The sequence below is a fragment of the Paenibacillus melissococcoides genome (genome assembly GCA_944800085.1).
In the GTDB taxonomy this organism is placed as follows: domain Bacteria; phylum Bacillota; class Bacilli; order Paenibacillales; family Paenibacillaceae; genus Paenibacillus_B; species Paenibacillus_B melissococcoides.
The window spans coordinates 319,923-332,873 of record CALYLO010000002.1 but is presented as its reverse complement, the minus strand read 5'-3'; the positions used below and the strand labels follow the sequence as shown (position 1 = coordinate 332,873).

The window sequence follows — 12,951 nt, the reverse complement described above, 5'->3', positions numbered from 1 at the left end:
GATGTCCGCCAGGCGGCCGTCGTCGTTCCAGCGCTCACAGCCCGGTCCAAGTCGAGCGCACATACCCGATCCGCATGCCGGCCCGCTCCATATTCCGGTGGCTGCCTGACAGGAAGGCGCATTGGCCCACGGCCAGGCTGCATTTGCGGCGTGCTGCCTCGACAAGCCTGCAGCGCAGCAGACTCAGCTGCAAGCCTCGCCGCCGATATTCGGGAAGCGTGGCCGCGAACGTGAAGGAAGCGATATCTCCCTTCACATGCATGACGCCGACAGCCGCCGGCCGTTCCTCGCAATAGGCCATATAAAAGCTCCAGCCCGATCGCTGATGCAGCACGCGGTTGTTGGCCGCGACATGCGGGATTCCGTCATCCGGCAACCCCGTCCCCCGGCAATGAATCATCGCGTATGCATCGAATTCCGAAGCCCCTATCTCTTCAATCCGCACCGTTTCCGGCCCAGGCTCCCAAGCGGCGGCAGCAGGCTGCGCATACAAGGACGTATGGCTGCCCGACGGATACAACCCCCGCTCTGCCAGCGACCGGAGCACCTGCCGATCGGCAAGTCCGGGCACGACTTCGAACTGAGGTGTCCGATCCCGCTCCCGGTAGAAGCGGATTATGTCATCTATATGCTCAATATCGCTGTTCCGCAGTCCTTTGACCGTATTGAAGGAAGGCCATGGCATCGTCCTGCTGTAGAAGCAGACCGCATGCCCGAACTGTGCCACCTCCACGCCTTCCGGATTGCCCGGACGTTCCCGGATCGCATTCATCCGATCGGTCATATAATCGATTTCCGACTGCTCAATGGCTTGTATCACCTTCTCTGACGGATGTACGGCATTCATCCCTGTATCCTCCGGAAGAGGCAAAACCATCCCCTCTGTTAGATTCCCGGCGAAGCAAAATGGTTTTCCCTTTTTTTAAATTTGCTCAAATGGGTCACGCCTCGCTTACATATTCGCTCTGCAGAATGCTCATCTGAATAATGTCCCAATACTTGCCTTCGCGATACAGCTTCTGCCGCAGCCGGCCTTCTTCCTTGAAGCCGCTCCCCTGATAACAACGAAGTCCGCGCTCATTGAATTCGAACACTTCCAGCTCCAACCGGTTCAGATTCAGCGTGTCGAAGGCGAACCGTTTGATCAAGGCGATCGCTTCCTTGCCATACCCTTTGCCAAGATGCGACTTGCGGCCAATGACGATGCCCAGTACGGCGCAGCGGTTTTTCCAATCGAGCCGATGCAGATCGATCTGTCCGATATATTCAAGCGACTCCTTGTCGGCGATAATGAAGCCTTTGCTGCGGCTGCTTCCCTCGATCATCATTTTCAGAAAGGACTCGGTGTCATGCAGCGTCTGCGGATAGGTAAAGATATCGCTCAACGTATCCGTAATCTCCGGGTCATTGACCCACTCCCGCATATACGGTAAATCTTCCATTCGATACTCTCTTAAAATTATGCGCTCTCCTGCGATATGCGGCATTCGGATCATCCTTTCTGACCAGGTTACGTACTTGGCCTGAGCTCGGGCGGGTGCATCGTCCCCACAGTATAGACGGACTGATTCCGCTTCATCGCCTCGATAACGCCTCCGGCAATCTCGGAGTGGGTCAACCAGCGGGTACGGGACTGCTCGACAACAAATCCAAGTTGAACCTGATGGCACTCGCATTTGGGAGAAATGTCCACAGCATTTTCCACTTCAACCAAATTTGCACTGCTTCCGAGAATGTGAAAATGTCTCCACCGCGATATCGATTGTCCGTCCAGCTTGTTCATCACGATCCGCATTGCCCGCGGAGCCGCTTGCCAATGCACCCAGGCGACTGCCGTCTCGACGGGAGCCCGGCGGATGATCTCACCCAGCCGCTCCTCCAGGGAGCATCATCCGTATAATCGACGGATACCGGGTGGACGAGCCGATTCTGCTGCTGAAGATGGGATAATTTGCCCGTATCCGTCCCGATAACCGAGACTTGGGCTCCTTGTTCCGCCAGCCAGAGGGATGTCTGCGCCACGCCAGCATGCCGGAGCCGCCGATGACGAGCACATGCTTCATCCTAACCTGCCCTCCGTTCGTCACATCTCATACAGCCACTCCATCACCAGAAGCGCCACTCCGAATAGGATAAGCATAAGAAGAATAACGGCCTGATTGTGAACTCGCCGAAGCCCGCATGCGAAGAACCGGTGCGAACCGCTCCCAAGCATCGCCAGGACTACGGCATACAGCGGGACAAGGAGGCACAGAATCAACTGCGCCGGATTCCCGTTCCCGGACATGCCTCCACCCGGCCGCAGCGTGAAGCCGTTGAACCGCGTCCCCTGACTCGTTACCCCCCGCGATCGCCGCCGCTTCGGTTGAAGGCGGAACAGACAGGATACCGGTATCCCGATACTACGCAGTCACCTCTTCCGATTCCTGAATCTCTCGGTTCATCTGAGTCTTATTGACGGTTCGGCATTGATTCTTCCTTCGTTACGCCCGCCAGCTCATAATAAGCATCGCGCAGCCAAGGATGGAGCACCTTCAGCGTGTCCCGCCGCTCCCACACCTTGTCTATCATCGTGGCCTGCTTGCGAAGCGTCGTATGGCAGTCAACCGCATCCAATATGTCTTGTTCGGTTACATGGAACCGATCCCGGGTCATCTGCCGCGACAGCTTCTGATGAACAATCATCGGAAAGGCCTCTTCTTCCGGCAGCACTTCAATGCCAAGGGAACGAGATAGGGGCACTCTGACATTGTTGGGATAGGAGATAACCGGCGTATTCCGCGGCCTGTGAATCCAACCCGAATCGCTCCGCCAGACGGCGCGCTTCTTCCCCCACCCTCATGCAGTGCTCCGCCGTCCGGGGACACCCGTTTCTGACCAAAAAGCGATAAACATCTGCGCGCAAATCGCCTGACAACGCTTCGACCCTTAGATCCGCATAAACCGGATTCATATTCGCCTCCCTTTACGAGCTGCATCACTATCTTGCATGCAGCCATCCGCTTTACACATTTTTGGATAAATGTGTATGTTGATCTGCTACATCGTAACATAGAAGCGAAGCAAGGGGGTTAAAGATATATAAACATCTCATTCAGATCCTTTCTCCTCCAGCTTCGCTATCATTTTTTCGTATTTCCATAAGGAGCCTCCCATTGATCATCGATTCTCTCTCATCCTATTGCGCTATATCATCCCCGGTCTCGCTGCGTATCGGTCCGGCATTCTTGAATGAATGCCAATCCGATGTCTACACATGAACAAAAGGATGCGCATTCCGCACATCCCTGAGATGAATTCAACCGGGTCTATGTACCACGCTACCGGCGAGCGACGATCTCCACCTTCATCCGATCCGGATCCTCGAAAAACACGGCATAATGACCGCTGCCCCCGGCATACGGATATCTGTCCGCATACAACATAGGGATGCCTCTCTCCTCCAGCTTGATGCGCAGCTCGTCAACCCGCGCCTTCGATTCCGCGTGAAAAGCGATATGGTTCAGGCCGGTGCGCTTGCGATGGTATGGAAGATCAAGAAATCGGGCTTCCGTCTGCACGAATACGAGATAGGTGTCTCCCTGCTTCCAGCTGATGCCTTCCGCCCATCTCTGGAATTCTTCATATCCCAGCTCCTTCAGCAGCCATCCCCAAAACGCGATGGATCGTTCCAAATCAGATACGTTAAACTCGACATGATGCAGCATGTAAGCCTCCTGCTCTTTTTACCGCGCTAACACAAAACCCACCTTCCGGCGCTTGGCTTAGGGTGGGTCTTCTCCTGTTTCAACAGAACTGCGGTAACTTGTATTTTTATATATTTATCCTACTTCAAAATGAATATGCGTACAAGTGTTCTCTTTTTTCTCGGGCTATCACTAACCTTTCACGCGTCCGTCTTGCCCGATCTCCATCCTGTATCCTTGGCTCCATCGACTCGCCCTTCTCATCATCTCCCATATCCAGGGCTCCTTCGCTCGACGTAACGTGTTCTGTCCTGCTTGCGCAAAGAAGATAACTGGCGCTTCACCGTTCCATAGCGGGCCGCCTCTTCCGGATGCACCCGCAAATAATCGCGGAACAGCAGCGCGAACTGCTCGGCGAAGCTCCCGGCCGGCCGCGCTCACCTCGAACTGATGCTCCGCGACATAAGCGGCGACCCTGGAGCTGGCCGCATCGCCCCCCCCCTGGTCATTGGCCACGATAACGCACTGCTGCGGAGGCATCGTTACCCGGAATACCATTCCGGTATCCCTTCTTCCCTCACAATTCTCAGGTTTATGACATGGGCGGTTATTCACGAGGGCCGCTCCGGCATAGGGGCCATTCCACTGTTGAAGGCCGTGGTCTACATTTTCACATACTCATACCGAATCAGGCCTTGGTACTCGACAGTAAACCCATCCTTGATTTGATCGTATTTGTCGGCATCAATGGCGAATCCGAAGCTTGCCCCGGGCCCGTATCCACTCCCCCCGTATGCGACTGCTTTCCCATCGGCGTTGATGATTCGGAATGGGATGTCAGGCGAAAAGTCCCGGTATGAACCGTCTATAACGAATGTGTTATGCAAAAATTCGCCACCGGAGTAATGCATTTCGGGAACGGCTTCAAAATCAAAGTAAATATCCTTACCTCGATGCCACACGCTGGCCAACACAAAAGTGGTCTCGTTCTTCTTCGCCAGTTCAATACGCAGCTTGCTGCTTTCCGCTTCTTCTTGCGCTGGAATCCACTCCGGCCTTACCTTCAACGCCACAGACACGGGCTTTTCCTTCTCCATCAGGGCATATCCCGATTGACGCATGACCCTGTCCAATATTCCCGCTTCATTGAAATAATGGTCGTAAACATAGAACACGCCCCATCCTGCAAGAAGAATCGCAGCCGCCAAAATGCCTATTCGCTTACGCATACGCACCTCCGTTCCAGCGCTGCCGCCCGTTCCCTGGCTTCCCGCATACTCTCCGCGGTACGTCGCCTTTACATACGGCTTGCAACCGCTGTCATTACCGATATCTTGACCATTCGCGAAATGATAGCCACCTCATTATGTACAAGGTTGGAATCCGTTTCCATTCCTCTGTCTTGCCACATATTATAGTAGGTTATGTAAAAATACTCAATCGGATTTCGGGCTATCGCCCTGCATGAACAAAACGGAGAGACAGCCTCATGGCCGCCTCTCCGCACTCCGCTTCCCTTTATTATCTGGTCCGCTGTTGGCGCTGTAAGCATCGTATGCTTTCTTTACCCAATCGAACAGATAGGCGCTGCCTCCATGATCGGGATGCAGCAGCTTCAGCAGCTTTTTCGACTGCTTCCGCACCTGCTTCACATCCGCCTCTTCAGGCACGCCGATCAGCACATGATAAGACGCGGCTCCGGCCTGCCGATGCTCCCATGAGTTCGAGGAGCTGTCGCCATAAGAGCGGTTATACGATTGCTCCCGGCGCGGAGCTTGATCGGCCAGCTCGGACAGCTTATGGCGCATGTGTTCCAGCGTTGCCTCCAGGCGCTCCTCCTCGCGCGGGAGGCCTCCTTCCCAGAACTCGAATTCGAATTCCCTCATCATCTGCTCGAATTGCTCCATCAGATCGTTATACATGATGAGGGTCGCCTTTATGCGGTCCGCCAGTATGTAGATTCGAAGCAGTTGCGGCACCGCCCATTCCGGCATTTCCAATGCGAACGCGTGCAGCACCTTGCCCATGTCCTTCTCCGGCACCGGTACCTCCTGCAAGAACTCCATCAACCGTTCCTGCTGCTCTTCGTTCAGCCTCGATCCGATCTGGACGGCAAATTGCAGCTTGGCGGTCCCGGCCTTCACTCTGTTCTGCCAATCCTTGTTCAAGTTCATCAAGGCCCGGACGAACTCGACAATATAAGGTTCGGTCACCGTAACGCCATCCGAATCATCCACATTGGCGAATTGGGCCCCTTCCATGTAGTCATCTTCTCTGCCGCTCTGCATATCCTTCCTCACCTCGAACCGGACGCCGCCGTCTAAACTAGATATCTTCTTCATCCTTTGTCGTCTCATTGCCCGAAGGGACGCTTGGCTTCCCGGTAATCCGGAACATGCATTTGCGTCCGCCGTCCGCCATACATTCTGTCCGTTCGACCTGGGCTTGCAGCAGATCTGCGAACAAAGCGAGCTCGCACTGGCATGGCGGGGAATGCTTGGCGGCCACCTGCACAATCGGACAATGAGCCTCCTCCAGCCAAAACGATTCATCCGAGCTGCGTCCCCACCGGGCCATATAGCCTTCCTTGTCCTGAATATCAGCTAGCGCCTGCACCCGCTGCTCCAGCTTCTGTCCCTCCAGCAAGCCCGCATATTGCTGCATCAGCTTCCGCTTCCGCCGCTCGAACAACCGCTCCACGAACGTATCGCCGGCCACGGCCTGCATCTCCTCAATCAACTCCAGCGCAAGCCTGTCATACTTGTTCACGAACAACGCGCTTGCCTTCTCCGACAAGCTATATAGATAGGCCGGCCTGCCGATGCTGGGGCGGGTCAATTGAATGCGGACATAGCCGCCTTTCTGCAGATCGTACAGATGCCTGCGTACCGCGATGCACGTCAGATTCAATTGATCCGCCAGCGGTTGAATGCCAATGGGCCCCTGCTGCTTCAGCATCGTCAGGATGTCTCTGCGCGTGGGCTGCTTGAGCAGACGGGCTTCCTGCGCAATCGTCATCTCTCATCCCTCCGCCGATTTTCAATCTGATGAACTCTCCGACGGCCCCGCTTGCCGTCAGACCCGGTTTACACTCCTCCTTATTGTACCTTATCGAAAATCTTTTGTACACGGTAAACATTTTTAGATATAGTAAAAAATTATGTTCAAAAAAATCTTGCTGAACCTCGAATAATCACCCTAAAACCTGCAAATTTGCAGCTTTTGGCCGACCTCGCATCTCCAAATAAAAAAAATCCTGCAAATATACATCACTTCCGCCCCATTATCTCGTGAATTGAGATTCAAAGGGCAAAATCATGTATTTCTGCACTAGCGTTGCATCAATCTTTTTACGAAAATTTCTATCCCATAAGTCTCTATATTTGTAACTTATTGAACTATATTCATGGACAAAAATAAAGAAATCTCCTATTGTTGAGTTACCCTAACGTTATCCATAAAACGCCTCAACAAAGGAGATTTCTTATGGATAACGTACCGAATCATAACGTCATTTGTCAATGCCTAAAATGGTTACATGTCCATTCTACTCGACACGAGTCATTGGATTACCGGGCCCAAAAGCTGTTTGTCGGCTCTTCGACACTCTTATTTGTAGAGGCACAGCTTCAGCAACGAGACTCATACAAAGTCATGTCAGAGCATGTAGCGGCTAATCCTGAATTTCAAGATCTTCTGGGTCTCAAGAGCATAAGCGCTTCTCAACTATCGCGGAAGCTGAAACGGCTGCCTATGGAGTATCTTCAGACGCTCTTTTTCTCGCTCATTGATCGAATCAAGCAACTTACAAAAGGGAAACGCGGCATTACGCCTGGTATTGGGAAACTCAAGCTAATCGATTCATCGGGAATTACACTACCTCCCATTCTCGCGAAATGGTCCTATTGTTCCAAAAGTAGCCATGGCGTGAAGATGCACACCTCCTTGGTCGTTGCGGACTCCAAAACGATGTATCCAGACAAGATCGTCGCTTCAACCAAAGATGTAGCCGATCATGAAGTCGTGTTGGAATTTACAGTGGATAAAGATGCGACCTACGTGATGGACCGAGGATACCAGGTATACGACCATTTTCAGAAATGGGTAGAGGATAAGATTAAATTTGTTTGCCGCGTCAAGCAAAAGAGCCGGTTAACGATCATCAGAAAAAGAGACCTCCCCAAAAGGCAGAATGGGTTTATCCTTGATGCTGATGTGACGATGCCGGAGCTGCCAGCGGTTCTGCGTTTGATTGAGTTTAAGGATGACCAAGGGCGTACCTATCGAATTGTAACGAATCGATTTGACTTATCCGCACATCAAATTGCCGAGATTTATCGAAATCGCTGGCATATTGAGTTGTTTTTTAAATGGGTCAAGCAGCATATTCGATTGGTAAAACCCCACGGTTATACGGCCGAAGCGATTTGGAACCAAATGTATATTGCTTTAATCGCGTATGCTCTCTGTTTGCTGATTAAATTAACACTGGACTGTAAAAAGTCGACATGGGACCTCCTCCAGTTGATTCGCATCTATGCGGAAAAACCATGGGAAAATTTGATCGCTGCACTCAACCGCAAGCCGACTCGAACATCTAGAGGTCGACCAAAGCGAAATGGGATACGTCCGAAAAAGGCAACAAAGTCGATGAAACCGAGACTGATTGTGACGTAATGACAAACGAAAACGATTTTTACATATAATGGATAACGCGTAGGGTCTGTTTCCAGCTCGACTTTTTTAGACTTAGCGCGGACATCGCAAATGTAAATATATATCATATATTGATGTTAATTGAAATTAGATTATGAACTAACCGCTCGATGCAACGCTAGTGGTATTTCTGCAGGAATTGTTCCGAAAACACCCTCTAAAGAAAGAAAAACCTGCGGTAGCGCAGGAATTTTGCCACGGGCACCATGATATGATCTATGCAAGGCAGTGCGATTGGACATAATGCATCCTCATAGATTACGAGTTCCCGTTGGTTCAGCTTGCCTCCCGGAACTTTTGCAATCTTGCCCACAACAGCATGGCTGACGGAGTCGGATATTGTTGTCGTCCTGTTCAGCGGATCTTTGGAGATGACATACTCACGCTCTTCATTAGTCCATACTAACCGGGGATGTGTGGCAATCTTTGACCGATCCTTGAGAAAAGACAAGCTTTCCCTGCCTTCACGCTTCGTCGTTATCGTCCATTTTCTGCGCCCAAGCCATGGGCTGCTATCCGTCATTTTTACATGCCGCTCCGAGTGTATCTCTCGCCCTTCCAAGCTCAATTCCCAGTTATCGACCACCCAGCTTAATGCTTTATTTGTACTCTTCGTAAATATTCTTTGAAAAGAGCCGACTGCATTGCCGCTATCATCTTCGATTGATATAGGAGCTGTTGACATGTTAAGCAATGGACGAGTGTAATAATACCTTTCCGTAAAGAGACTCCTTATATCTGGTTTTACACTTGCAAGCTAATCCCCCTTAAGTTTATCACCCCGCCCTAAACGCCCCGGCCGCGAACCGAAGCGCTGCGCCTGGACTCTTTACTTGGCATGGTGCTTTTTGTACCATGCGACGAAATTATCAACGACCGAATCGAGAAACGCGATGGTCGGCTCATGAATCAATGTTCCGCTATCGTCAATTTTCGGCGGATTATTTTCAATATCTTGATTGTAGAAGGGGAGCTCCTTGATGCTGACGATATCGATATCGATTCGCTCCTGATACCTTTTTTGCATATAGGCAGCCAGCTTCAAGTTATAAGACTCTTTGCGGTTACTGCCGACAAGGGCAACAATATTCATGAATCACGCCTCCTCTGAAATAAATATCCAATGGCTTTAAACTAATTCCTATCGCATACATCCTTTATTATTCATTTTTGATATATTCTCCAAAGTGAATGGATTCTCCTGCTTACACGGAATAGAATGTGTCCGGATTTTCCTCCGCCAACATACCGGTGTAAAATCATGTCCAACATAGGTATCCAAATTAACGACATGGAAGAAGAGCAAGTACGTATCAGAGATCGAGGTCCAGAGAGTCGGTGGCCGCTGTGAACCGATCCTCGCCTGATGCCGAATGGGCTTCGGAGTCGCTTCGCCGAACCTGGGAGTAGGCGTGGCCGGGATTCTCTTTCCGTTATCATGAGAGGCGTATCGAAGGAAGATGTTCCTTCCGTACGCAAGAGTGAATCGCTGCGGTGATTAATGAAGGTGGTACCACGATAACCTCGTCCTTTGCTGACGGGGTTTTTTTGTTTATTTTGCAAAGGGGGTGATGGTCATGGATGACGGCTGGTGGTTCTTACTGCGACAGAAGCATGCCAGATCATAAGGAGGAATCTCTATGCAAGAACGTATATTAACGGGAGATCGCGTAACCGGCAAGCTTCACATTGGCCATTACGCCGGCAGCCTCAAAAAGCGGGTCGAGCTGCAGCACCAATTCGATACCCACCTCATCCTGGCGGATGTGCAGGCGCCGACGACTCACTTTGAGCACCCCGAACTGCTTCAGAACCATTTGCGCAGCGTGGCGTTAGACTATGTGGCGGCAGGAATCGATCCGGAAAAAGCAACCATTTTCATGCAATCCCTTATCCGGGAGATCGCGGAACTAACCGCCTATTTTTCGATATTTGTCACCGTCAATTCGCTGCGCCACAATCCGACGATCAAATCCGAGGCCAAGGATCGGGGCTACCAAGAGATGCATCGACAGCTGAAGAGGTCCGGGAAAAATCAAAAGGGCGAAAACCGAATCGGCCCGCATCTATAAAAACGATTCCGGCCATCCCGAGGTATGCCCGATATACAGCTATCATCAAGCGTTCCGCAAGGAAGGAGCCGACGAGATCTATGACAGCTGCTCCAAGGGACAAATCGGGTGCGCCGCATGCAAACAAAAAATTGCCCGAAGCATTAATAATCTACTCGAGCCGATGCGGGAACGAAGAGCAGCCTATCTGAAGCATCCCGGAAGAATCGGCGAGATCATGATCGCAGATACGGAAAAAGCGCGTCTCGTCGCGAAGAAACAATGCAGGAGGTGCGCGAGGCCATGGGCTTGAATGATTTCAAACGGTAGAGTTCAGGCAGATGAAGCCATAAACATGCACCCCTTAGAATGCATCCGCAAAGGTCCGGAAGGAGCCCATGCCGATGCTAAGGGGTGCACCGTTTTCCCTTATGAAATCAATTCAAAACCCGTCGTATTTTCCAAAATCTCAACGGCAAACGACTCGCCCTCGCGGCGGGTGACGCTAACCGAGAGATGGCCTGAACCGATGGCGATGCGCTCGGCCTTCAATTGATCCATTTCATCCGGAAGGAACGGCGAGAGCGCGATCTCCCGCTTCACGGCATCCGGGTACAATCCGAGCATCGCCTGCAGGAAGACGATCGACGTTCCCGCCGACCAGGCCTGCGGCGAGCAGGTCGTCGGATAAGGGACCGGATGGCCGGTCTCCGGACCGTAACCGCAGAACAATTCAGGGAGCCGCTGATATTCGAAGAAGGAAGAAGCCTGAAGCAGGCCCGATATGACTCGGCCCGCCTCCTGCTTGAAGCCGAGCTTGCCCAACCCGAGCAGAATCACCGCATTGTCATGCGGCCATACGCTGCCGTTATGATAGCTCATCGGATAGTAGCCTGCCGCGTCCGTGCTCATCGTGCGGATGCCGTATCCGTTGAACATATCGTCCTTCAACAGACGCTGGGACAGCGACTTCGCCCGCGAAGCCTCCGGCAGGCCGGTCATCAGCAGATGGCCCGGATTGGAGGTCACGCTCCGGACTTGGCGTTGGTCCTTGTCGAGCGCAATCGCATAGCATTGCTCGTCCTCCATCCAGAAGGAAGACTCGAAGCGCGCGCGCAGCCGCTCCGCTTCCTCCTCCAATCGCTGCGCCCACTCCGTTTCGCCCATGGCAGCCACGATCGGAGCAAGCGATTTTTTGGCCTGGTAGACGTATCCCTGCACCTCAGACAACGCGATCGGGGCTTCCGCATAATCGCCGGAGCGATGCACGATCGAGTTCGCCGAGTCCTTCCATCCTTGATTCGGGAATCCCTTCTCCGCCTCCTGACGGTAAGCGACGAACCCGGAGCCCGCTTCGAGAGCGGAATCGATATATTCCAGCGCGCGGATGACATTCGGCTTCAATTCCTCGACGAGAGCGAGATCTCCCGTCCACCGATAGTATTCGCCGAGCACGACCAGGAACAGCGGCGTCGCATCGACCGTGCCGTAATAAGGAGAGAATGGCGATTGCTTCGTCGTCACCAATTCTCCGAACCGAATCTCATGCATAATCTTGCCCGGCTGCTCGTCTCTCCATGGATCGACCTTTTCCCCCTGGTATGCGGCAAGCGTACGGAGCGTGCCCTTGACGATGTCCGGATTGACAGGCAGCATGAACAGCGCCGTAATCAGACTGTCTCTTCCGAACGGCACGGCGAACCATGGCAGTCCCGCCACCGTCGTATCGCCATAGCCGACATCGGTCGTCAGCATGCGCAAATCTTGAAGCCCCCGCTGGAACAGCCCGTTGAACCGGTCCGAATCCGTGCTTACCTTCGAGCTGTTCTCGTACCATTGGAGATAGGAAGTCTCGAGCTTCCGCAGCCCTTCTTCATACGTCAATGGATCCGCTGCCGGATGATGATCCGACGACGGGGTGATGAAGAACGTAATTTCCCGCTTCTGGCGCGCGTTCAGCGACAGCGGGAAGCGCACCATGCCGCTCGCATCCGCCGTTCCTTCCGCGTCCCACGCGATGCGCGTCGCTCTTCTCACCTTGTCGGCCCCAAGATACGAGAGGGCCAATTCCCGGTCGCCCGCCCGCGTCTCCTCCTGCTTGCCCACTTCGCCGGTCCGATATTTCCGGACCAGGAACATGTCTTGGAAATCGGCATCGAAGAAGGCCGAAAATTCAAACTCGACCGGATGGGTAAAATAGTTCGTTAACGTGCAGCGCTCATATAAAATGCCGTTATAAATAAACCGCTCCCGCAGCACTTCGATGGCTCCTTCGTCCTTCTTGTCCTTCATCAGGCGGAAGGAAGCCAGATAACTCTTGTCGCCGACGGAAGAGAGCAGTGCCGGCTTCTCGCCGTCAATCCGCACTTCCATGCGGCTTAGATAACGCGTGTCCTTCATATACAATCCGTGGCCCTGATCATCGCCCGCGACGATATCTCCATCCAGACCCGTCAGGAAAAACAGCTCGCCTTCTTTGATTACGCGATAGTCCATCA

The 12,951-nt window shown here is 52.6% G+C and carries 17 protein-coding genes and 1 other annotated feature; of the genes, 3 read left to right on the top strand and 14 right to left on the bottom strand.

Going from position 1 to position 12,951, the window contains the following annotated elements:
• Positions 1-34 precede the first annotated feature (34 nt).
• From OCY70_RS09710 to OCY70_RS09660, 11 genes are all read right to left on the bottom strand, one after another.
• Positions 35-847, bottom strand: coding sequence for a GNAT family N-acetyltransferase (locus OCY70_RS09710; protein WP_213427312.1), 813 nt, complete (start codon positions 845-847; stop codon positions 35-37).
• A 94-nt stretch (positions 848-941) separates the two neighbouring features.
• Positions 942-1,487, bottom strand: a complete 546-nt coding sequence (locus tag OCY70_RS09705; RefSeq protein ID WP_213427311.1) for a GNAT family N-acetyltransferase — start codon at positions 1,485-1,487, stop codon at positions 942-944.
• 23 nt (positions 1,488-1,510) lie between these two features.
• Positions 1,511-1,795 (bottom strand): hypothetical protein, encoded by a 285-nt coding sequence (locus OCY70_RS09700; RefSeq protein WP_213427310.1) that lies wholly within the window; start codon positions 1,793-1,795, stop codon positions 1,511-1,513.
• Complete coding sequence (locus tag OCY70_RS09695) at positions 1,783-2,022, bottom strand: hypothetical protein (RefSeq protein WP_213427309.1); 240 nt, start codon at positions 2,020-2,022, stop codon at positions 1,783-1,785. Before OCY70_RS09695 ends, OCY70_RS09700 begins: the two co-directional genes overlap by 13 nt.
• A 61-nt stretch (positions 2,023-2,083) precedes the next feature.
• Positions 2,084-2,287, bottom strand: a complete 204-nt coding sequence (locus OCY70_RS09690) for a hypothetical protein (protein ID WP_213427308.1) — start codon at positions 2,285-2,287, stop codon at positions 2,084-2,086.
• A gap of 164 nt (positions 2,288-2,451) precedes the next feature.
• Positions 2,452-2,685 carry a hypothetical protein gene (locus tag OCY70_RS35745; RefSeq protein WP_306433918.1) on the bottom strand — a complete coding sequence of 78 codons (234 nt, stop codon included), beginning with the start codon at positions 2,683-2,685 and terminating at the stop codon, positions 2,452-2,454.
• 635 nt (positions 2,686-3,320) lie between these two features.
• Positions 3,321-3,707, bottom strand: coding sequence for a VOC family protein (locus OCY70_RS09680; RefSeq protein WP_213427307.1), 387 nt, complete (start codon positions 3,705-3,707; stop codon positions 3,321-3,323).
• Positions 3,708-3,878: 171 nt separating this feature from the next.
• Positions 3,879-4,244, bottom strand: coding sequence for a hypothetical protein (locus tag OCY70_RS36560; protein WP_249724761.1), 366 nt, complete (start codon positions 4,242-4,244; stop codon positions 3,879-3,881).
• Positions 4,245-4,348: 104 nt separating this feature from the next.
• Positions 4,349-4,894 (bottom strand): hypothetical protein, encoded by a 546-nt coding sequence (locus tag OCY70_RS09670; RefSeq protein ID WP_213427306.1) that lies wholly within the window; start codon positions 4,892-4,894, stop codon positions 4,349-4,351.
• 279 nt (positions 4,895-5,173) lie between these two features.
• Entirely contained in the window at positions 5,174-6,028 is an 855-nt protein-coding gene (locus tag OCY70_RS09665) for a molecular chaperone DnaJ (protein WP_249724759.1), read from the bottom strand.
• Complete coding sequence (locus tag OCY70_RS09660) at positions 6,012-6,704, bottom strand: helix-turn-helix transcriptional regulator (RefSeq protein ID WP_213427305.1); 693 nt, start codon at positions 6,702-6,704, stop codon at positions 6,012-6,014. The genes OCY70_RS09665 and OCY70_RS09660 overlap by 17 nt, the downstream gene beginning before the upstream one ends.
• A gap of 468 nt (positions 6,705-7,172) precedes the next feature.
• Here OCY70_RS09660 and OCY70_RS09655 point away from each other — a divergent pair, with 468 nt between their 5' ends.
• A complete protein-coding gene (locus tag OCY70_RS09655; RefSeq protein ID WP_261944817.1) occupies positions 7,173-8,363 on the top strand; it encodes an IS4 family transposase in 1,191 nt (396 codons plus the stop codon).
• Positions 8,364-8,559: 196 nt separating this feature from the next.
• Here the strand turns inward: OCY70_RS09655 and OCY70_RS36555 are convergent, their stop codons facing one another.
• Together OCY70_RS36555 and OCY70_RS09645 are read right to left on the bottom strand one after the other, a co-directional pair.
• Positions 8,560-9,138, bottom strand: a complete 579-nt coding sequence (locus OCY70_RS36555; RefSeq protein ID WP_444980927.1) for a tubby C-terminal domain-like protein — start codon at positions 9,136-9,138, stop codon at positions 8,560-8,562.
• A 93-nt stretch (positions 9,139-9,231) separates the two neighbouring features.
• Positions 9,232-9,495, bottom strand: coding sequence for an NADPH-dependent FMN reductase (locus OCY70_RS09645; RefSeq protein WP_213430321.1), 264 nt, complete (start codon positions 9,493-9,495; stop codon positions 9,232-9,234).
• Between the two features lie 190 nt (positions 9,496-9,685).
• Positions 9,686-9,937, top strand: a binding site (T-box leader).
• 105 nt (positions 9,938-10,042) lie between these two features.
• Here OCY70_RS09645 and OCY70_RS09640 point away from each other — a divergent pair.
• Together OCY70_RS09640 and OCY70_RS36105 are read left to right on the top strand one after the other, a co-directional pair.
• On the top strand, positions 10,043-10,474 hold the full coding sequence (locus tag OCY70_RS09640; protein ID WP_249725513.1) for a hypothetical protein: 432 nt from the start codon (positions 10,043-10,045) through the stop codon (positions 10,472-10,474).
• Complete coding sequence (locus OCY70_RS36105; RefSeq protein WP_390905244.1) at positions 10,437-10,766, top strand: hypothetical protein; 330 nt, start codon at positions 10,437-10,439, stop codon at positions 10,764-10,766. The genes OCY70_RS09640 and OCY70_RS36105 overlap by 38 nt, the downstream gene beginning before the upstream one ends.
• Positions 10,767-10,882: 116 nt before the next feature.
• Here the strand turns inward: OCY70_RS36105 and OCY70_RS09635 are convergent, their stop codons facing one another.
• Positions 10,883-12,949 (bottom strand): amylo-alpha-1,6-glucosidase, encoded by a 2,067-nt coding sequence (locus OCY70_RS09635; RefSeq protein ID WP_213430330.1) that lies wholly within the window; start codon positions 12,947-12,949, stop codon positions 10,883-10,885.
• Positions 12,950-12,951 lie beyond the last annotated feature (2 nt).